The following is a 20,371-nucleotide window of genomic DNA, read 5'->3' as shown; positions in this document are numbered from 1 at the left end:
TACATCACATATAGTTTAGGTAAAGAAGGGAAGAGTGTCAACGCTTTTATTAAGGAATAATGCACATCTATTTACAAGAAATGAAACGTTTTCCTTTATGCTTTAAGCCAAAAACTATACAATATAAATATGGAAGAATCATCGAAACGGTAGGACTATTATTGACAGTCCGAAATGACAGGTGTATTTTTATATAGTTAATGAAAGAAATGTCGGTAAAATGACTAGGTTAGGGGGGAATGTGATGATCACCACTCAACAAAAATCCATACTAGATACCATCAAAGAAGGAATAGACCAAGCCCGTAAACTTGGACATCCTATACTTGTTAGTTCAAGTATGAGTATTGACTATGTTGATCCCCTTATGTTTTATCAAGCAGGAAACAAACAATTCTTTGGGGAACGCTTCTTTTGGAAAGAACCTGATCAGTTTACAACGTTTGTAGGACTTGGGGCATCACAAGTTATATCAACTTCAGATTCAAAGGTATCTCGCTTTGAGCAAATTGAAATAGAGTGGAAAAAGTTAATCCAAACCTCTATCCAATCCAATCACTCAATAGGAGTTAAGCTATTTGGTGGCTTTTCATTTGATCCTGAGAAGAAACGCACAGACTTATGGAATGACTTCCCAGAATCTAAATTTTACTTACCAACATATATGTTATCTATTGAAAAAGAAGATACATGGTTTACAATCAATAAAATTGTAACAGCACAAGATCAACCAGAGAAGATTTCACAGCAACTTATCGAAGATCAGAAAAATTTATTACGATCCGATAATAGGAAAACTGTTCCACGAAACCACTCGTTCATAGAGAAGGAAGTGGAAGTTAAAGAGTGGATGAATTCAATAGAAAATGTGATTTCAAATATAAATGCAGGCATTCTGGAAAAAGCAGTATTAGCGAGAGAATTAAGGCTTTATTCAGACGAAGATTTTAATATTGCCTCTATCCTATATTATCTTCAACAAAATCAGCCGACTAGCTATCTTTTTGCAATGGAAAGTGGATCGTCAACTTTTATCGGGGCCACTCCGGAGCGGTTAATCAAAAAGACAGAGCAATCTATCCTTTCTACCTGCCTAGCAGGGTCGATAAAAAGAGGACAATCAGATGAAGAAGATCAACGTCTAGAGGAAGAGTTACTACATGATGTTAAGAATCTAGAGGAGCACCAGTTTGTCGTTGAAATGATCTCTCAAGAGTTAGAGCAAGTTTGTGAAAGTTTAACGACAGGGGAAGAGCCAGTCATTTTTAAAGCAAAGGATATCCAACATCTCTACACGCCAATTACTGGTAAGGTTAGAGAACATGTTCATTTGCTCTCAATTGTTGAGAAACTGCATCCAACGCCAGCATTGGGGGGCTTTCCTCAAGATAAAGCCCTTATTGAAATTAGGGAGCAGGAACATTTAGACCGGGGCTGGTATGCAGGACCTATCGGCTGGATTGATAGCAAAGGGAATGGTGAGTTCGCTGTTGCCATTCGTTCAGGTCTTGTTAGACAAAAAGAGGCTTCCTTGTTTGCAGGGTGTGGAATTGTAGAGAAGTCTGAGCCTGTAATGGAATATGAGGAAACCCAAATAAAGTTTAAGCCAATGCTAACTGCAATTGGAGGCAAAGTGAATGGGTAATCAACTAGCATTAACACATTATTTAGCTACCTTTATTGAAGGGCTAGTGAGAGCTGGAGTCGAAGATGTAGTCATTAGTCCAGGCTCGAGATCTACCCCCATTGCCATTCTAATGGAGGAGCACCCTACTATAAAAACGTGGATGAACATTGATGAGCGTTCTGCTGCTTTTTTTGCTTTAGGTATAGCAAAAGCAAGTAGAAAGCCAGTTGCGTTACTTTGTACTTCCGGAACTGCTGCTGCAAACTATTTTCCAGCAATTGTAGAGGCTACCCATTCAAGGGTACCTCTCATTGTTTTAACAGCTGACCGCCCGCATGAGTTACGTGATGTTGGAGCACCACAAGCGATTAATCAAATTGAACTATATGGAAAATACAGTAAGTGGTTTGTCGAAATGGCTTTACCTGAAAGTACGACTAATATCTTACATTATGCTTATAGTGTTGCAACTAGAGCGGTTTCAACTTCTTTATCTTCTCCAGCGGGTGTAGTTCACCTTAATTTTCCTTTAAGGGAGCCACTTCTACCCAATCTAGAGGAGCTTCAGTGGAACCTAATAGGTATAGAAAAGGCAGTTTACTCTCATGCTAAGCAAAGTCTTCCAGAGGAACTGGTTCCGTTAATTCAGGAGATACAAGATAAGAAAAAGGGGATCATCATTTGTGGTCCTCATGATCAAGAAGCGTTTCCAGATGCTGTCGTATCTTTGGCAGAAGTCTTAGGTTATCCTGTAATAGCTGATCCTTTGTCTCAGGTCAGAAGCGGTACTCATTCAAAAGAGTGCATTATTGATTGCTATGATACCATTTTAAAAAGCACTAAAATGTTTCAGGCTATGAAACCTGAGGTTATTATCAGATTCGGTGCTATGCCTGTATCGAAACTGTTAATGCAGTTTATATCTCAATCAGATGTTTCGCATCAGTTTATTATTGATCAAGATGAAGGATGGAGAGACCCAACTTTCACTGGGACACATTTTGTACATATGAATGAAATTGACTTCTGTCATCAGGTTAGCAAGATGGTTGAAGCTGTTCCACAAGCTAGGGAATCAGAATATCTAAATAAGTGGAAAGTTGCAAACGAAGTAGTGAAACCGATTTTGCGCTCTAAGCTAACTGATTTTCACTTTGAGGGAGATGTAGTTAGACACTTAGTTAATCTGCTTGATGAAGATATGAGCTTATTTATCGGTAATAGTATGCCGATTCGCGATATTGACACTTTTTTCTTCGCTCAAGATAGACGAATACGTTTATTTGCTAATAGGGGGGCAAATGGGATAGACGGGATTATCTCGACAGCTCTAGGTATTAGCACGAGGGTAAAAAGAGTAATTTTATTAGTTGGAGACCTTACCTTCTATCATGATTTGAATGGATTACTAGCTAGTAAAATGCATTCCCTTCCTATTACAGTTGTATTGGTAAATAATAATGGTGGAGGTATTTTCTCCTTTTTACCACAAGCTAAGGAAGAGAAAAATTTTGAGCAGTTGTTTGGAACGCCTGTAGATTTAGACTATGAAAAAGTCGTTTCCATGTATGATGGACAATTCTCTAGGGTAAGCTCGTGGGGTGAGTTTGAAGAGGCTGTTTCCATTAGTTTTAACTCTAAGCAACTATCAGTAATTGAAGTCCCTACTACAGATCGTAGCCAGAATGTACTATTACACCGTCAACTATGGGATCAAGCAGTTCAACAATTAGATGGATTGCAAGAGATATAGCGATGGAGATTATGTTGAATGGTGTCACATATTCCTATATGCTAAAAGGTGAGGGGCAAGCTATACTATTATTGCATGGATTCACTGGGTGCAAAGAAAATTGGTCTTTCCTAGTTGAATCATTATCTAAGCGATATAAGGTGATTGCACTTGATCTAATAGGGCATGGACAAACTCATTCACCAGAGGTGGATCATCGATACTCGTTTGAAAAGGTTTGTGGTGATCTTCACGACCTTTTAGATCATTTGTCTATAACGAAGGTTCACCTTCTTGGTTATTCAATGGGAGGTAGAGTCGCATTAGCGTTTTCTATTATGTATCCTAGTAAGGTAGAATCATTAATACTAGAGAGTAGCTCACCAGGCTTGATAGATGAAGAGGAACGGTTCACTCGTATAAAGGCAGATCACACATTAGCAGATGACATTTTGAGCAATGGTATCATGGCGTTTGTGAACAAATGGGAGGAGATTCCTCTATTTTCAACACAAAAAATGTTAAGTAAGCAGGTAAAAGATAAGATTCGGGAACAAAGGCTCCGAAATAATCCTGTAGGACTTGCTAACAGTTTAAAAGGAATGGGAACGGGCATTCAGCCATCATACTGGGACAAGCTTTCATCTATCAAAAAACCCATACTCCTTTTATGTGGTGAGTTAGATCCAAAGTTTTGTGAGATTGCAGAAAAGATGAAGCAGCGTATTCCTCAAGCTATTGTTTTTCAAATTCCGAGAGTTGGGCATGCCATACATGTGGAACAACCCGATGTTTTTGGTAAAATAGTAGATGAGTTTTTACATAATAATAATCACTAGGCTGTGGTAAATCAATTTTTAAGTGTTGAGCCACAATCATTAAGGAGGAATTTTCATGACAGTAGAATGGATTGCAGAAAGAAAGTATGAAGACATTTTGTATGAAACACATAATGGAATTGCTAAAATTACCATTAATCGTCCAGAGGTTAGAAATGCATTTCGCCCTAAGACAGTAATGGAATTAATTGATGCATTTGCTTATGCACGTGACGATCAAAACATTGGGGTTATTGTATTAGCTGGAGCTGGCGATGAAGCATTTTGTGCTGGTGGAGACCAGAAAGTACGTGGACACGGTGGGTACGTTGGTGAAGATCAAATCCCACGTTTAAATGTTCTTGATTTACAAAGACTGATTCGTGTTATACCGAAGCCTGTTGTAGCAATGGTTTCTGGATATGCAATTGGTGGAGGACACGTTTTACATATCGTTTGTGATTTAACGATTGCAGCTGATAATGCAATTTTTGGACAAACTGGACCTAAAGTAGGAAGCTTTGATGCAGGATACGGTTCAGGTTACTTAGCACGTATCGTAGGACATAAAAAGGCTAGAGAAATTTGGTTCTTATGTCGCCAATACAATGCTCAGGAAGCATTAGATATGGGCTTAGTCAACACAGTTGTTCCTTTAGATCAGCTTGAAGCTGAAACGGTTCAATGGTGTAAAGAAATGTTAGAAAAGAGTCCAACTGCTCTACGCTTTATAAAAGCAGCTATGAATGCTGATACTGATGGATTAGCAGGATTACAGCAATTTGCTGGAGATGCAACGCTTTTATACTATACAACTGATGAGGCAAAAGAAGGAAGAGACGCTTTCAAGGAGAAACGTAATCCAGACTTTAAGCAATTCCCTCGTTTCCCATAAGGTTAAGATTAACATGAAAGCTTGATGGCATAGGCCATCAAGCTTTTCTGAGCTTATAGGAATTTATATCTATAGCGTTACATCAGAAAAACTGACCATTAACGTCTGGGGACAAGGATGTTTAGTTATTCTACTATTGGAGGTACACTATGTTGGTTCAGCAGGAAGTTCCCAATTGGCTGTTACAAAGGGCCTTTTTAACTCCAAATCGTGTTGCTCTCAAAATGGGAGAACGGGAGATTACTTTTTCAAGTTTACATACACAAGTATTGCAGATGGCCGGCAGATTATCTACGCTTGGCATTCAAAAGGGCACAAAAGTTGGGCTATTATCTCATAATAGCATTGAAATGATTGAAGTCATTCATGCTATTAAATACCTTGGTGGTGTCACAGTTTTACTTAATACGAGATTAACAGCTAATGAAATCGCTTGGCAGCTTCAAGATGCTAATACTGAATTTCTGGTAACAGATTCCACATTTTCAACTAGCTTACATATAGTAATAAACATCCCAGTATTTTCATTTGATACTTTATATGATATTCAACCAGACGAAAATGTTAGAATCCAAGAGGAGTTCAATTTGATGGACATCGATACGATTATGTATACCTCTGGGACAACCGGAAAGCCAAAAGGGGTCATTCAAACCTATGGCAATCACTATTGGAGTTCAATAGGCTCAGCACTTAATCTTGGTATACATCAAGATGATTGCTGGTTAGCTTGTGTTCCGTTTTTCCATGTTAGTGGTTTATCCATCCTTATGAAAAGTGTGATCTATGGGATGAAGGTCATTGTACAAGAACAATTTGACCATATTAAAGTAAATCGTGCCATTATGGAAGAGAATGTTACGATGATATCGGTTGTTAGTACGATGCTTACACAAATGGTGGACCATCTTGAGAGATTTCATTTTCGCTATCCAGCAAGCCTCAGATGTGTGTTATTAGGTGGAGGTCCAGCCCCAAAAGTCTTATTAGAAAAAGGCAAGGAATATAATATTCCAGTTTTTCAAACCTACGGGATGACCGAAACTGCTTCGCAAATTGTTACACTAGCTCCCGAAGACAGTTTGAACAAACTAGGCTCTGCTGGAAAACCACTCTTTCACTCTCAAATTAAGATTATTGAGAATGGAGAAGAACAACCTGCAATGAAAGCTGGAGAGATCGTCGTGAAAGGTCCTACGGTTACTTATGGATACCTTAATCAGCCAGAAGCTACTCAGTCATCCATTAAAGAAGGGTGGCTACATACTGGTGACATCGGCTATGTTGATGATGAAGGCTTCCTCTTCGTGCTAGACCGACGAAAGGATCTCATTATATCTGGCGGAGAAAATATTTATCCAGCCGAAATTGAAGGTGTTCTTTTATCACATCCAAAAATAACGGAAGCAGGTGTGGTAGGTATCTTAGATGAAAAGTGGGGGCAGGTTCCTGTCGCGTTTGTTGTAGGAGTTGAGCTAACCTCACAGGAAGTCGAAGCTTATTGTAAAGCTCAACTTGCCAAATATAAGGTCCCTAAGCAAATTTACTTCGTTTCCTCGCTTCCAAGGAATGCTACGAATAAATTACAGCGTCATAAGCTTCAGGAATTAGTAAAAATAGATAAAGGTTAGCAAAGTAAACAAAAAAGAAGAGTGATTACTCTTCTTTTTTGCATGTCGTGGGGCTACCAGGGCGCTTGCTCCTTTTGCTCTTTATCAATTATAAGTAAAAAGAAATCCTCTGATCTTTATCTTCATCAAATGGATCTTGATCATCCCAGTCAAGTGCATCCGCTTCATAGTTAAATGTGTCTTGTGGAGAAAGTTCATGATGCCACACATTTGCAAGAGAGTCTGTATAAATAGGGTGTCTGTCCATTCTAATTCCTCCTCTTATGTATTACAGTACTATAATCTATCCATTTAAAATAAAGGTTATACAGCTTTTATTGTTTTCTTATTGATAATGATAATTTTTATCAATTAGCTTGACAAAGATAATCATTCTCAATTAAGATGAGAATAAGAAATGAAATTTGGGAGGAAGAAAGATGAGATCATTAATGGTTGTGGGTGCAGATCATTTAGGTTTAATTACAGAAAAGTTAATAAATACTGGTTTTGGTGAAATCCACCATATAGATGGTCGTAAGGTGAATTCTGTTAAAAAGGGTATTCCTGAAAATATAGATATTGTCTTTGTTTTGACTGATTATGTTAATCATAATTTAGCAAAGGTGATTAAACAAAAAGCAAAGGAAAAAGAGAAGCCTATCTATTTTGTAAAACGCTCTTGGAGTTCTATGTATGCAGTTATTCAGGAAATCAAAGTAGGTAGCTAATATGACTTTTCTTTCTTTACACCCAAGATCTAACCAGAAACAACCACCAAGTATTAGAGAAGAACATACCCTATTTCAACTTACGATTGACCAAATCATATCCCAATATGTTGACCTTCAGCACCATGAACGAAATAATGAAAATTTACTTGCATGTATTTATAAAAATACGAGGAACTCAGCATTTTTTCATCCTTCATTTAGACTTGTTTCATTAGCAAAGCTAAGTAATCATCTTCTTCAATTAGTAGAAACTTTTAATAAAGAACAACTTTTTACAATCACTCAAAATGTCCCAATTTACATAAAAGAATTAAATAGATACCTTTTCATTCAACTTGAAATGGGGGAGTGGAAGGACAACAATTCCTTTGTTATAAAGAAGGTTTTATGGAGTAATATGGACAAAGAGTTAATTGTTAATCTAATCTCTATCTATGTCCATCATGCTTATATACAAACACCAAAAGAAATTGAATTAATTGATATAAATGGTAAAGAAGGATACCGTTACAGTCTTAGACACTATTCGAGTGCAGTAAGATCTATAGAAGCGGTACTCAATAGTTCTAGTGCAGATTCCCTGTACGGGACATTCTATTCACTTACGAAAGAAAAGCAGCAGTGATGTTCACTGCTGCTTTTGTGTGTTGCTTTTACAAGCACGTTTTACCTTTGTTCTTCATACTTCCTCTTTAATAAATCCTCGTTACAACCAATATGACTGTATAGCACGCAGTAAATTTGTAAATCATAATAGTAAGGAGGTGTTTAACAATGGCATTAGACGTATTATGTGAAGTAAGTAGCTGTGTTCACAATATCAGCAATGAAAACAAATGTGGTGCTTCTCAGATTTATGTTGTAAATCATAAAGAGAAGAACGCTTCTTCTAGCGGAGAAACAGATTGTAAGACATTTGAACCAGCTGATCTATAAGTTTTAACTAGGAGAGACAATCAATACCGTGGTTGTCTCTTTCTACTATTTATTATTGATAACAATTATCATTATTATTCACGACTCGTTAAAAAAATTCCAAAAAAGCATAACTCTTCAATGAGTTATGCTTTTTCTTGAAAGATAAGAAAGTATAATTTTAGTGTTATCATTTAATCCAGCTTCAGCACCCAGCCCCTCGAGGGAAAAAGGAAGTACACTTTTTCCTAGGTCAAATAAACCTTGAAGAGTAAAAGGGAAATATCGCCCTTTTTCTCTTCAAGGGGCTAAACGGGGCGCTTGCGCCTTTTGTTCTTAGTTTAATGCTGTTTTTAAAGTCTCGAGATTTTTTTTCATTAAACTGAAATAGTCCTGATTATTACTACTATCATCTTCAGAAAGTGACTCAAGGTTATGAAGTGTTAATGCCTCAGCTTTAATTTCATTCTTAATAATTTCAGCTATCTTCGTTGATACATTTTGTTCAAAAATAACATACTTAATCTTATGTTCTTTTGCAGTATCAATAATTTTTGTTAATTCTTGCTGTGAAGGCTCGTTGGTTGGTGACAGTCCAGATACACTAATTTGCTCGATTCCGTATCTAGCTTCCCAATAACCATAAGCAGCATGCGCGACGATCATTTCCTTAGTTGAAGAGTTAGCAATTGTGTCCTTAAATTCTTGATCTAACTGTTCAAGTTCTATCTTTAATTCATTAAAGTTCTTCTCAAAATCTGCTTTTGCGTCAGGTTTCAATTCTTCAAGAACATGCAGTATATTCTCTGAAAGCTGAATAGAGAGTAAAGGATCTAACCAAACGTGTGGATCTAGATCACCATGATTGTGGGCATCTTCTCCATGCTCCTCGTGTCCAGCTTCTTCTTCGTGCTCATCATGAGCATGGTCATCGTGTGCTGCTTCTTCTTCGTGCTCATCATGGCTTGCTTCCTCTTCGTGCTCACCATGTCCATGTTCCTCATGATTTTCACTGTGGGGAATCAACTCAATCCCATCAGCTGCTTTTACAATTATAACATCTTCATTTTTTAAAGCTTCATTTATTGCATCTGCATAACCTTCAATTCCTGCACCTGTATAGATAAAGGCATTAGAATCTGCAACGTCTACCATCGTTTTTGCAGTGGGTTCATATGTGTGTCCATCAGCACCAGGAGGAACGATATTAGTAACGTCTACATGATCTCCACCTATTCTTTTAGTGAAATATTCTAGTGGATAGATGGTCGTGTATACCTTTAACGCACTTTCTTTTGTTTCAGTTATTTCTGTCTCTGTTTCCGTTTCCTGAGAAGTTGTCTCTGTAGCTGGTTCGTTGTTGGTCTGCTCATTACAGCCCATTAGAAATACACTTATAATAAGAAATAAAGTTAGTAAAATGGATAATTTCTTCATTCATTATTCTCCTTTCAATAAATCATAATCGTTTCGATTTGAAACCCAATTGCTATTATATCGTAATTGTTACGATTATGAAACTAAAAAAATTTTACAATAAATTCTCAAGGAGAGAGGAATCTTTGAAGATATTTGTCCAATCTTGGTTCAATTCGTTTTCAGTAAGTAAGCATTCGTTTAGGGAAGATTCAATTTCTTCTCGACCCATATGAATACCAATTAACACTAATTCTGTTATGCGGTCACCATAGATTGGGTCCCAACGATCTAGTAATTCGGGTTCTTCCTCTAATGTTAATTTTTGTTCTGACTGTGGCAAAGCTGCAATCCAATTACCTACTGGTTGGAATATAATAGAGGGACCTGCTTGTGACAACAAAATGGAATCTTCATTATGAGAAGCAAGCCACAAAAATCCTTTTGCTCTGACCACTTCAACTGGCCAGTTCTCCATCCAATTCATCAATCTTTCTGGGTGGAATGGAATTCTCTTTTTGTAAACAAATGATGAAATCCCATATTCTTCTGTTTCTGGTAAATGTTCTTCATTTAACTCTTTGATCCAACCGGCTCCCATACTTGCTTCTTCAAAATCAAATAGATTAGTATTTAAAATTTTTGTTAATGGTACTTGTGAGTGGCTTGATAAGATAATTTCTGCATTAGGATTTAATCTTTTTAGCATGAATTGAAGCTCTGTTGTATCTTCTTGTGGAAGTAAATCAATTTTATTTAGAATAATAACATTTGCAAATTCAATTTGATCAATAAGTAGATCTGCTACTTCACGTGTATCATTTTCATCTGTGCCCTGCTGACGTTCTAGTAGACTTTCTCCACTTGTATAATCATTCCAGAAGCGAAAAGCATCAACGACGGTTACCATCGTATCTAATTGGCAAAACTTTGTTAAATCCACTCCCAACTCTTCATCCATATACGTAAATGTTTGAGCTACAGGGATGGGTTCACTTATGCCAGAGGATTCAATAAGTATATAGTCGATATCACCCTGATGAGCGAGCTTTTCAACTTCTTTTATTAAATCCTCTCGCAGCGTACAGCAAATGCATCCGTTTTGCATTTCTACTAATTTCTCCTCTGTCCTGGAAAATCCACCTTGCTTAATTAGTGAAGCATCAATATTAACTTCGCTCATATCATTTACAATGACAGCTACTTTTAGACCGTCCCGATTCTGTAGAATATGATTCAATAACGTTGTTTTACCTGAACCTAAATAGCCACTTAATACAGTTACTGGAATTTTTTTCAATTGTATCTCCCTCTCCTTAAAACGTAATTATTACGATTTAAAACGAATGATAAACCATTAATAACTTTTTGACAAGTTTAAAGTAAAATTAATGAGTGTAATTGTCTAATCTAAATTGCTATCAAAACTTTAATGGATATTAATACAACAAAAAAAGGACAAAACAGAGTCCTTTTAACGGCACTTATTTAAATATGATAATTAGGAATCACTTATTTCGGTGGAACTGGATCATTTCCACCAGGATGAAAGGGATGACACTTGCAAAGCCTTTTGATGGTGAGCCATCCACCCTTTAAAGCGCCAAACCTTTTTATTGATTCGAGTCCATAATGAGAGCATGTAGGGTAAAATCGGCAAGTCGGTGGGGTAATAGGAGAAATAAATTTTTGATAAAAGCGTATGATAAGTATAAATACAGTTTTAAGCATGTGAACCCTCCATGTACATAAAGATAATTCTTAGTATTCCAATCTAAATTAGTGAAAAAAGAATCATTTCGCGTTATTATAGTTTATAGAAGATATTTAAGGAGTGAATAATATGCCATCAGTAGAAAGTTTTGAGTTAGATCATGATGCAGTTGTAGCACCGTATGTTAGACATTGTGGTGTTCATAAAGTAGGAAGCGACGGAGAAGTAAATAAATTTGATATCCGCTTTTGCCAACCAAATAAACAAGCGATGAAGCCAGATGCTATTCACACGTTAGAGCATTTGTTAGCCTTTAATATCCGTAAGCATTCAGAAAAATATGATCACTTTGATATTATCGACGTTTCTCCAATGGGTTGTCAAACTGGATTTTATCTTGTTGTTAGTGGGAATCCAACACAATCTGAAATTATCGACTTAATGGAAGATACGATGAAAGAGGCAGTAGAAACAGTTGAGGTTCCAGCTGCAACTGAAAAGCAGTGTGGTCAAGCAAAGCTCCATGATCTAGAAGGTGCTAAGCGCTTAATGAACTTTTGGCTTCAACAAACAAAAGAAGATCTTCATAAGGTATTCGGATAATAATCATAATCCCCTGCAATTTGCAGGGGGTTTTTATATATTTTCAGAATGGAAAAAATAGTATTCACTAAATAGTCTTATTTATTTTTCATCGTCTAAATTGCCAAGCTATATAATACATATAAGTGTAAAATCTAGTAAAAGAAAAGTGTGTTATAATCATAAAAGATTACTAGTTTGTTAGGAGAATGAGAATGAACAAACAAGGGTTGACGGTTTTAAAGGATATAATTGGTTTTGGTCTCATTGCATTGTTTTTGTTTTTATTTTTCTTTATTGACTTCTCTTCGTTTGACCCAGCCAATCTAGACATTCCAGAATCATGGCTAAATGTAAATACGATTTTTCTAAGTATTGTTCTTGAAGCAATACCTTTTATATTGTTAGGAGTGTTTGTGTCGGCATTAATCCAAACCTATGTGTCTGAGGAAACGATACAACGATTTATTCCAAAGAATGCAATGGTTGCATTAATTCCGGCAGCTTTGCTTGCTGTAGTGTTTCCTATATGTGAGTGTGCAATTGTACCAGTAGTAAGAAGATTAATTAAAAAAGGTATGCCACTTCATGTTGGTGTTGTGTTATTAGTAGGAGCTCCTATTTTAAATCCAATTGTATTTGCTTCCACTTATTATGCTTTTCAAGGCACGATGGAAGTAGTTTATGGCAGAATGGGACTTGCCTTTGTTTTGTCGATCTTTATTGGCTTTGTGATTTATTTATTATTTCAAAATTCCAACCAGTTAAAATGGTCTAAAGAGGAATTAGTAGGAATTCAGCCAGTCGAAATGCCAAAGGTTCAAAATCGCTTAAAATCAACTTTATATCATGCAAGTGATGAATTCTTTGAAATGGGTAAATATCTTATCTTTGGAGCGTTTGTTGCTAGCTTATTCCAAACATTTTTGGACAGAGATATATTAACTGCACTAGCCTCTAGTGATCTTGCAGCTCCTGCTGTTATGATGGCGTTCGCTTATGTCTTATCATTATGTTCTGAGGCTGATGCTTTTGTTGCCTCTTCCTTCGGTAATACCTTCTCAATTGGGGCAATTCTAGCATTTCTAGTTTATGGTCCAATGCTAGATTTAAAGAATACCATCATGCTATTTGCATATTTTAAGGCGCGCTTTGTCATTGGCTTAATGATCGTGATTACTGTATCTGTGTATTGCTTTATTTTACTGTATCAAACAATCATGTAGATATAAGTTGAGGTGATTGAAATGGAAACAAGGGACTATAGTTTTCACTTATTTATTAGAGGGATTATTCTAATTGGCTTTTCATTACTATCAGTTAAGTTAATCTTAACAGGAAATATATTTAACTTTATTGCTCCTAAAATGATGCCATTTATTTACTTTGCTACGATTACATTTCTTTTTCTTGGCATTATTCAGATATGGCGAAGTGGATCCAAAGATCAAGCTGACCTTTACTGTGATTGTGGTGTAGATCATGGGCAATCTACAAATGTCTTAAAATCTACTGTCATTTACTCTATCTTTATTTTTCCAGTCGTAACGGGTTTTTTGTTCGCGGAAGCAACATTAGGTTCATCTTTGGCAGCTAAGCGTGGATTTACAGGAAATAATCCACAATTGGCTTCAGAATATAATCAGGATAAGGTGTTAGATTACTTAGATGATCCTGAAGAGTATGTCTCAGAACTGGAACAAATATATGGAATTGATGGTAGTGAGATTTCAGAGGATTTACCTTTGGAGCACCCGGAAGGTTTTCAAATTCAAGCACCGCCTGAGGGCTTTTATGAGGAGTTAGAGAAAGAGCTTTTAGCAATGGATAAAATTGTAGTCCAGGAAGAAACCTACATCCAAACGATGAATATTATTGATATGGACCCAGATAAGTTTGTTGGAAAGAAGATGGAGGTTATTGGATTTGTATTCAGAGAGCCTGACTTTAACGAAAATCAAATGGTTATTGCAAGGTTCGGTCTCTCCTGCTGTGTGGCAGATTCTTCTGTATATGGAACCCTATCGACAGGTGATATGGTTAAGGATCTAAAGGAAGACCAATGGGTAAGAGTAACTGGAACTCTTACTAAAACAGAGTACAATGATTGGGTTCTACCTTATTTACAAATTGAGGAAATCGAGCTTATTGAAAAACCAAAGCAACCTTATATATATGAAACATATTAAAAGAGAGAGCCCTGCCAGTAGATTGGCAGGGCTCTTCTTAAGTAAAAAGGCTGACGAACAAATAAAGTCGTCAACCTAAGAAAGCATTATATGTTTAGATTTGGTGGAACACGGAGCTTTGTCTTTTGCTCAAAAGCATAGGCCATCTGAATCAGTGCTGGCTCACTAAATGCTGTTCCTGTAAAAGTAATACCGACTGGGCCATTATCAGAAGAATAGCCTGCTGGAACGGTTACAGATGGGTATCCTGCTTTAGCCGGAATCCCTGCTCCAAAGTTGTTTGGAAACACAATTGCATCTAGATCATGCTCTTCTAGAGCCGCATCTATTCCTTGTTCAGTTGATAGATATTGATCTTGTTCCAAGCTTGTTAAATACTCAGGCTCTGTAAGAGTCCCACTTGTTTGCTCTGCTTCCAACATAATCTTTTGACCATATTTCAACGTTTGCTCTGCATTCTCCTCATTAAAACGAATCACATCTGCTAGAGAACGAATGCCTAGGGTTGGATCTACATTACGTAAATAAGCATTTAAATCTGTCTTAAATTCATATACTAAAACATTGTAATCCCATTTTTCCTTACTAGAAGGGATGGTGACAGAATCAATAACTGTTGCTCCTAAATCTTTTAATACAGCAACTGCTTCTTCCATTCTTGCTTTTTCTTCTTCTGATAGATATTGGAATACTTCTGTAGCCACTCCAATTCGTTTACCCTTAAGACCATCCTCGACAAGAAACTCAGTATAGTCATAGTTAACTGAATTTTTTAAAGTAACAGAATCAGATTCGTCCGGTACTGCTAGTACATTTAATAGGATAGCTGCATCTTTTACTGTTCTAGTCATTGGTCCGGCTGTATCCTGAGTATGGGCAATTGGAATAATTCCTGTACGACTAACTAAACCAATGGTTGGTTTTATTCCGACTAAAGAGTTACGGCTAGCAGGACTTAGTATGGATCCAGAAGTCTCTGTACCAATAGCAACTGCAGCAAAGTTTGCTGCGATAGCAGCACCGGAGCCTGCACTAGAGCCTCCTACTTCAAACTTTCCAGGTCCATATGGATTTAATACTTGTCCACCTCTAGAGCTGTAACCAGTTGGCATATTCTCTGCCATAAAGTTTGCCCATTCGGTCATATTGGCTTTTCCTAAAATAATCGCTCCTGCTTCTCGAAGCTGTTGAGTAATGAAAGCATCTTCATATGCATAGGAATCCTTTAAGGCTAAAGAGCCTGCACTAGTATGTAATTTATCGCCTGTATCTATGTTATCCTTTAGTAAAACAGGAACTCCATGTAATGCGCCTCTTGGTCCACTTACTTTGCGTTCTTGATCTAATGCTTCCGCAATTTGTAAAGCATCTGGATTGACTTCAAGAACAGCGTTAACTCCAATTCCGGCTTTATTGTATGTAGCGATTCGATCTAGATAGAGTAAAACTAGTTCTTTCGCCGTTAGATCACCCTTGTCCATTGCTTCTTGAATTTGGTCTATCGTAACCTCTACCAACCACTCTTCTTTTAACTTCTCAAGTTTAGGGTTTCTCATCTGTGCTTTTCCTCCACTCTGTCGTCTTCTTTAACAACGTCCTTAGAATCTAGTTCATTAATATATGGATTGTCCTCGAGCTGATCCACTGTTTGCTTGTAGGCGTAACCTTTATTAATAGTCAGGACACTAAGTAGTAATACAATAATAACCACAATAATTGAAATAATGAGAACTGTATACAACAAAGCACCTCCTCATAGTTATATTTTAGCATGCAATTAGTCTGAATGGTATGATAACTAGCTCCAGCTAAAAAGATGTTTAGAGTTAACTTTTATGGGGAATTTATGATAGTAGAATGATATAAGGGAGTGCTTTTTATGACAAACAATTTAACACAAATCGTTAATGGACAAGTAGCAAACTGGAATGTATTATACGTTAAATTACACAACTTTCATTGGTTTGTTAAAGGGCCACAATTCTTCACTTTACATGACAAGTTTGAGGAGCTCTATACAGAAGCGGCAGTTCATATTGATGAATTAGCAGAACGACTTCTTGCCATTGATGGTAAGCCAGTTGCTACGATGAAGGAAGTATTAGAGCTATCATCCGTACAAGAAGCTAATGGAAATGAAGATGCTAGTCAAATGGTACAATCAATTGTTAATGATTTTAATACAATGATCGGTGAGCTTAAAGAGGGCATGAACCTTGCTGATGAGGTTGGAGATGAGACAACAGGTGATATGCTTTTAGCTATTCATCAGAGCTTAGAAAAACATGTATGGATGCTAACATCTTTCTTAGGAAAATAATAAATCATTCCAAACACGCTGAATTCTGGCGTGTTTTTTTATGCTCTTTTACTTCTATCTTACTCTACTTATTATTAATTTTTTTAATTGAAGTTCCAAATATTTCGTAACCTGAAATAATAGGAGCGTGTTATAATTGTTCTTAAATTGATGAAGTATAGAGGAGCTGAGTAAGGTGATTGATTTACGAAGTGATACTGTAACGAAACCGACTGAAAAGATGAGGAAAGCTAGTTTTGAGGCCGAGCTTGGGGACGATGTTTATGGTGAGGATCCAACAATAAATAAGCTAGAAGAAAAGGCAGCAGATGTATTAGGGAAAGAGTCTGCACTATTTGTAACTAGTGGAACTCAGGGAAACCAAATAGCTGTTCTTACTCATTGTCAGCCTGGAAATGAAATTATATTGGAAGAAGAATCTCACTTATTCTACTATGAGGGAGCTGCCATTTCAGCATTTGCAGGAGTTCAACCAAGAACCATTAGGGGAACGCGCGGTGCCATGGATCCTTTACTAGTGGAGTCTGCTATTCGTGGTGATGATGTTCACCTACCTGAAACCACACTTATTTGTTTAGAAAATACCCATAACCGTGCTGGTGGGGCAGTGGTGTCAATCGAAAATATGAAAGAAATCCATTCTATTTCTTCAAAATATAATATTCCTATACATTTAGATGGAGCCCGTTTATTTAATGCAGCTGTTGCCTTAAATCAACCTGTTTCAGAGTTTACCAAATATACGACAACGGTCCAAATTTGTTTATCTAAGGGATTAGGTTCTCCAGTAGGCTCAATCATTGCAGGAGACAAGGAGTTTATTAGAAAAGCGAGAAAATGGCGTAAACGATTAGGTGGAGGATTACGGCAGGCAGGAGTTATTGCTGCACCAGGGTATATTGCACTTACAGAAATGGTAGAACGATTAAGCGAAGATCATGGAAATGCTAAGCGTTTAGAAGAGGGTATTAGAAATATATCAACTCTAGATATCGTAAACCAGGTAGACACAAATATCCTGTTAGTAGATATTAAAAAATTAAATATATCTTCAAATGAATTTCTAGAACAAATTAAAAATGAAGGAATTCTTGCTGTTGCTTTCGGTCCAACTATGATTAGGTTTACAACTCATTATGATATAACGACAGAACAAATTGACCAAGTAATTACAAAGTTATCTAAGTTATTTAGCCATTAAGTAAAGTAAGCCCCGCTCGCCGTATACGAGTGGGGCTTCTTTTTATTGTAGAACCTATAAAGGAGGTTACGCACATAGCCTCCTTTATAGGGTGCTTCAGCTTTTCTATTGTCTAGCTTCAGCACCCAGACCCTGGAGGTCAAATAACCCTTCGAGAATAAAGTGGAAACCCACCACTTTTTTCTCGAAGGCATTTGCTTGTCGGAGGCCTGCAGGATGCAGGTCAGTCAGGTGTTGCAACAGGACGTTGCGCTCTTAGCCTGACATCCCTATAGGGTGCTTCAGCTTTTATATTGTCTAGCTTCGGCACCCAGACCCTCGAGGTCAAATAACCCACCAAGAATAAAAGGGAAAAGCCCCCTTTTTTTCTTGGTGGAACATTTGCTTGTCGGAGGCCTGCAGGATGCAGGTCAGGCAGGCGTCGCAACAGGACGTTGCGCATTTAGCCTGACATCCCCTATAGGGGTGCTTCAGCTTTTCTATTGTCTAGCTTCGGCACCCAGACCCTCGAGGTCAAATAACCCACCAAGAATAAAAGGGAAAAGCCTCCTTTTTTTCTTGGTGGAACATTTGCTTGTCGGGTCTGAACGGGGTGCTTCAGCTTTTCTTTAATGAATCGTCCGTTTTTCTTGGCTTACGTCTTTCATGGGTAGTAGCCCCTCTTTTGCTAACTTACCTTTTAGGCCCTCTATTAAATAAAGTCCGACTAAGTCGTATAATTCCTGATCTTCAAGCTCACTTAAGAGGTTAAACATGTTTTTTCTATTTAATTGCTCTAATACAGAAAATGCAATAATATCAACATCTTCTTCATCCCCTGTAAAATGGTGTTTATACATTTCATATAATTCATCTACTAGTTTCAATTCTGTCACCTCTATTTTTATATTTATCTTTATACAATGCACAATTAGTAGGATAAATACCCTTCCGGATTTTCCTGTTTCGAATAGTATATGGTATGGACTTGTCTGTGATGCTGCAATTATGCATTATTTTTGTAGCACATCCCATATTGGGTTGACCAAGCCTATATTATGATTGAAGGAGGAAGATACGATGAAAGTGGACTTTTCAATCGCCACCATCCTATCGCTAGCTGGCTCTTTAACCTCCTATATGTTTGGAGGCTGGGGCTCCTTACTAACTATATTAACTTTTATGGTTATAGTTGATTATTTAACCGGTATTATTGCAGCTGGAATCGAAAAGAAGCTTTGCAGTAAAATCGGGTTCCGTGGTATTGCACAGAAGCTTCTAATTTTCGTATTAGTCTCCGTTGCCCACATGATTGATATGATTACCGAAGTTGAGTATTTAGTCAGAGATGCCACCATTATATTTTATATTATGAATGAGATCATTTCTATTTTAGAAAATGCAAAAAGAGTGGGATTACCAATTCCAGTTTTTCTAATCAAAGTGATCGAACTGGTTAAATCAAAGTCTAAAAAGAAGTAAAGAATATTATGCTTTTGTTGAGGCAAAATGATAATGTGAGCTTTCATGCATAAGTTTTTGTTCATCGGCTAAACAGTCATAGCATTCAGCGTGTTAACGTTATTATCTCACTTAAGTAGGTAATGGACAAGTAAACGGGAAAAAGCTAGCAGGTGTAAGGAGCTGAAAATATTGAAAAAGACATACTATATATCCATAGCAAATGGAGAGATTTCACAAATTAGTACCACTTCACCTTGGAATTATAAGATTGAAGCATCTGATGAAGAAATCATTGAGCTTCGTGAATATTTTGATCAGATCTACTCTACAGACTGGCAAGGATTTATGCGTGCGCATGTCCCGTATATTGAATACCATCATGACCCAACGAATGATGCATATGATGAGACGATGCAAAAGGTATTTCAGTTAATATATGAGCTCGGAGATCAGGAAGCTAAGAACCTGATTTCAGAGCAAGGACTATTAAAAAAAGATTAACCCTAAAGACTTGGCGTTTGCCAGGTCTTTCTCAGATTATGAAATTTAGTTAGGCACTGGCTTACAATGAGTGCTTTATAGCCACGCTTATGATATTATCGTAACAAATGTAAAAGATGGGGATAGATATATGTTTACCTTTATTGATCACTACAAAAATGAAGTACTGCTTTCTTTTCAAGATCATCCATTTTCAAATCGCCCCAAACATGTGTGGGTTATTTGTCGATACATGGATCAATGGCTGCTTACCTCACACTCTAGAAGAGGATTAGAGTTTCCTGGTGGTAAGGTGGAAAAAGGTGAAGATCCAACTGATGCTGCCATTCGAGAGGTAATGGAGGAGACGGGAGGCAAAGTTGATTCGCTACAATATATCGGACAATACAAGGTAACAGGTAAAGAAAAAGTTATTATTAAAAATATTTATTTTGCTGAGGTTGGCTCTCTTCAAAAGCAGAGCACCTACTATGAAACGAATGGGCCTGTATTACTTCCTTTCCTTCCAACAGATGTAGCACAAGATGTACGGTTTAGTTTTATTATGAAGGATGATGTTTTGTTACATAGTCTTGACTATATAAAAAAATATGTAATGTCAGTCACCTGGTAAACAGGTGCCTTATAAATAGAATAGCCAACCGAAGAAGGTGAACAAAAAAGATTTCACCTTC

At 37.0% G+C, this 20,371-nt stretch carries 23 protein-coding genes; 16 read left to right on the top strand and 7 right to left on the bottom strand.

What is annotated here, in order from left to right; genetic code table 11:
• Positions 1 to 244: 244 nt before the first annotated feature.
• The 5 genes from G4D63_RS09785 to G4D63_RS09765 all read left to right on the top strand — a co-directional run bounded on the left by G4D63_RS09785 (position 245) and on the right by G4D63_RS09765 (position 6,703).
• Positions 245 to 1,645, top strand: a complete 1,401-nt coding sequence (locus G4D63_RS09785) for an isochorismate synthase (RefSeq protein ID WP_163179431.1) — start codon at positions 245 to 247, stop codon at positions 1,643 to 1,645.
• Entirely contained in the window at positions 1,638 to 3,380 is a 1,743-nt protein-coding gene (gene menD, locus G4D63_RS09780) for a 2-succinyl-5-enolpyruvyl-6-hydroxy-3-cyclohexene-1-carboxylic-acid synthase (RefSeq protein WP_163179430.1), read from the top strand. Before G4D63_RS09785 ends, menD begins: the two co-directional genes overlap by 8 nt.
• Positions 3,381 to 3,382: 2 nt before the next feature.
• A complete protein-coding gene (menH, locus tag G4D63_RS09775; protein ID WP_163179429.1) occupies positions 3,383 to 4,198 on the top strand; it encodes a 2-succinyl-6-hydroxy-2,4-cyclohexadiene-1-carboxylate synthase in 816 nt (271 codons plus the stop codon).
• 55 nt (positions 4,199 to 4,253) lie between these two features.
• Positions 4,254 to 5,072, top strand: coding sequence for a 1,4-dihydroxy-2-naphthoyl-CoA synthase (gene menB, locus G4D63_RS09770; RefSeq protein WP_163179428.1), 819 nt, complete (start codon positions 4,254 to 4,256; stop codon positions 5,070 to 5,072).
• A gap of 149 nt (positions 5,073 to 5,221) precedes the next feature.
• The gene (locus G4D63_RS09765) at positions 5,222 to 6,703 is read left to right on the top strand and encodes an o-succinylbenzoate--CoA ligase (protein ID WP_163179427.1); all 1,482 of its coding nucleotides are present in this window, start codon (positions 5,222 to 5,224) and stop codon (positions 6,701 to 6,703) included.
• An 88-nt stretch (positions 6,704 to 6,791) separates the two neighbouring features.
• Here the strand turns inward: G4D63_RS09765 and G4D63_RS09760 are convergent, their stop codons facing one another.
• The gene (locus G4D63_RS09760; protein ID WP_163179426.1) at positions 6,792 to 6,950 is read right to left on the bottom strand and encodes a hypothetical protein; all 159 of its coding nucleotides are present in this window, start codon (positions 6,948 to 6,950) and stop codon (positions 6,792 to 6,794) included.
• Positions 6,951 to 7,122: 172 nt separating this feature from the next.
• Between G4D63_RS09760 and G4D63_RS09755 the strand changes: the two genes are divergently transcribed.
• From G4D63_RS09755 to G4D63_RS09745, 3 genes are all read left to right on the top strand, one after another.
• The gene (locus G4D63_RS09755) at positions 7,123 to 7,413 is read left to right on the top strand and encodes a DUF2325 domain-containing protein (protein WP_163179425.1); all 291 of its coding nucleotides are present in this window, start codon (positions 7,123 to 7,125) and stop codon (positions 7,411 to 7,413) included.
• Between the two features lies 1 nt (position 7,414).
• On the top strand, positions 7,415 to 8,041 hold the full coding sequence (locus G4D63_RS09750) for a hypothetical protein (protein WP_163179424.1): 627 nt from the start codon (positions 7,415 to 7,417) through the stop codon (positions 8,039 to 8,041).
• A gap of 149 nt (positions 8,042 to 8,190) precedes the next feature.
• On the top strand, positions 8,191 to 8,352 hold the full coding sequence (locus tag G4D63_RS09745; protein WP_163179423.1) for a DUF1540 domain-containing protein: 162 nt from the start codon (positions 8,191 to 8,193) through the stop codon (positions 8,350 to 8,352).
• A 315-nt stretch (positions 8,353 to 8,667) separates the two neighbouring features.
• Here G4D63_RS09745 and G4D63_RS09740 read toward each other — a convergent pair whose 3' ends face one another.
• The 3 genes from G4D63_RS09740 to yidD form a co-directional block, all read right to left on the bottom strand.
• Positions 8,668 to 9,768, bottom strand: coding sequence for a metal ABC transporter solute-binding protein, Zn/Mn family (locus G4D63_RS09740; RefSeq protein ID WP_163179422.1), 1,101 nt, complete (start codon positions 9,766 to 9,768; stop codon positions 8,668 to 8,670).
• Between the two features lie 94 nt (positions 9,769 to 9,862).
• Positions 9,863 to 11,047, bottom strand: coding sequence for a GTP-binding protein (locus G4D63_RS09735; RefSeq protein ID WP_163179421.1), 1,185 nt, complete (start codon positions 11,045 to 11,047; stop codon positions 9,863 to 9,865).
• A gap of 212 nt (positions 11,048 to 11,259) precedes the next feature.
• A complete protein-coding gene (yidD, locus tag G4D63_RS09730) occupies positions 11,260 to 11,478 on the bottom strand; it encodes a membrane protein insertion efficiency factor YidD (RefSeq protein WP_163179420.1) in 219 nt (72 codons plus the stop codon).
• A gap of 112 nt (positions 11,479 to 11,590) precedes the next feature.
• Here yidD and G4D63_RS09725 point away from each other — a divergent pair, with 112 nt between their 5' ends.
• The 3 genes from G4D63_RS09725 (at position 11,591) to G4D63_RS09715 (ending at position 14,232) form a co-directional block, all read left to right on the top strand.
• Positions 11,591 to 12,064, top strand: coding sequence for an S-ribosylhomocysteine lyase (locus G4D63_RS09725; protein WP_163179419.1), 474 nt, complete (start codon positions 11,591 to 11,593; stop codon positions 12,062 to 12,064).
• Positions 12,065 to 12,258: 194 nt separating this feature from the next.
• Positions 12,259 to 13,269 carry a permease gene (locus G4D63_RS09720; RefSeq protein WP_239585896.1) on the top strand — a complete coding sequence of 337 codons (1,011 nt, stop codon included), beginning with the start codon at positions 12,259 to 12,261 and terminating at the stop codon, positions 13,267 to 13,269.
• 21 nt (positions 13,270 to 13,290) lie between these two features.
• Positions 13,291 to 14,232: a TIGR03943 family putative permease subunit gene (locus tag G4D63_RS09715; RefSeq protein WP_163179417.1), complete on the top strand. Its 942-nt coding sequence runs from the start codon at positions 13,291 to 13,293 to the stop codon at positions 14,230 to 14,232.
• Between the two features lie 86 nt (positions 14,233 to 14,318).
• Here G4D63_RS09715 and G4D63_RS09710 read toward each other — a convergent pair whose 3' ends face one another.
• Positions 14,319 to 15,788 (bottom strand): amidase, encoded by a 1,470-nt coding sequence (locus G4D63_RS09710; RefSeq protein ID WP_163179416.1) that lies wholly within the window; start codon positions 15,786 to 15,788, stop codon positions 14,319 to 14,321.
• Complete coding sequence (ytzI, locus tag G4D63_RS09705) at positions 15,785 to 15,973, bottom strand: YtzI protein (protein ID WP_163179415.1); 189 nt, start codon at positions 15,971 to 15,973, stop codon at positions 15,785 to 15,787. The genes G4D63_RS09710 and ytzI overlap by 4 nt, the downstream gene beginning before the upstream one ends.
• A gap of 138 nt (positions 15,974 to 16,111) precedes the next feature.
• Between ytzI and G4D63_RS09700 the strand changes: the two genes are divergently transcribed.
• Both G4D63_RS09700 and ltaE read left to right on the top strand, forming a co-directional pair.
• Positions 16,112 to 16,552 (top strand): Dps family protein, encoded by a 441-nt coding sequence (locus G4D63_RS09700; RefSeq protein WP_163179414.1) that lies wholly within the window; start codon positions 16,112 to 16,114, stop codon positions 16,550 to 16,552.
• Positions 16,553 to 16,727: 175 nt separating this feature from the next.
• Complete coding sequence (gene ltaE, locus G4D63_RS09695; protein WP_163179413.1) at positions 16,728 to 17,753, top strand: low-specificity L-threonine aldolase; 1,026 nt, start codon at positions 16,728 to 16,730, stop codon at positions 17,751 to 17,753.
• 608 nt (positions 17,754 to 18,361) lie between these two features.
• On the opposite strand, the gene G4D63_RS09690 is transcribed toward ltaE, so the two are convergent.
• Complete coding sequence (locus G4D63_RS09690; protein WP_338083662.1) at positions 18,362 to 18,628, bottom strand: DUF6154 family protein; 267 nt, start codon at positions 18,626 to 18,628, stop codon at positions 18,362 to 18,364.
• A 184-nt stretch (positions 18,629 to 18,812) separates the two neighbouring features.
• Here G4D63_RS09690 and G4D63_RS09685 point away from each other — a divergent pair, with 184 nt between their 5' ends.
• The 3 genes from G4D63_RS09685 to ytkD all read left to right on the top strand — a co-directional run bounded on the left by G4D63_RS09685 (position 18,813) and on the right by ytkD (position 20,310).
• On the top strand, positions 18,813 to 19,214 hold the full coding sequence (locus G4D63_RS09685; RefSeq protein ID WP_163179411.1) for a phage holin family protein: 402 nt from the start codon (positions 18,813 to 18,815) through the stop codon (positions 19,212 to 19,214).
• Positions 19,215 to 19,385: 171 nt separating this feature from the next.
• Complete coding sequence (locus tag G4D63_RS09680; RefSeq protein WP_163179410.1) at positions 19,386 to 19,697, top strand: hydrolase; 312 nt, start codon at positions 19,386 to 19,388, stop codon at positions 19,695 to 19,697.
• A 130-nt stretch (positions 19,698 to 19,827) separates the two neighbouring features.
• Positions 19,828 to 20,310 (top strand): RNA deprotection pyrophosphohydrolase, encoded by a 483-nt coding sequence (gene ytkD, locus G4D63_RS09675; protein WP_163179409.1) that lies wholly within the window; start codon positions 19,828 to 19,830, stop codon positions 20,308 to 20,310.
• Positions 20,311 to 20,371 lie beyond the last annotated feature (61 nt).

It is taken from the genome of Bacillus mesophilus, from assembly GCF_011008845.1.
Classification (GTDB): Bacteria; Bacillota; Bacilli; order Bacillales; family SA4; genus Bacillus_BS; species Bacillus_BS mesophilus.
Note: the sequence above shows the minus strand (reverse complement) of the source record. Positions and strands in the feature narration are given on the sequence as shown.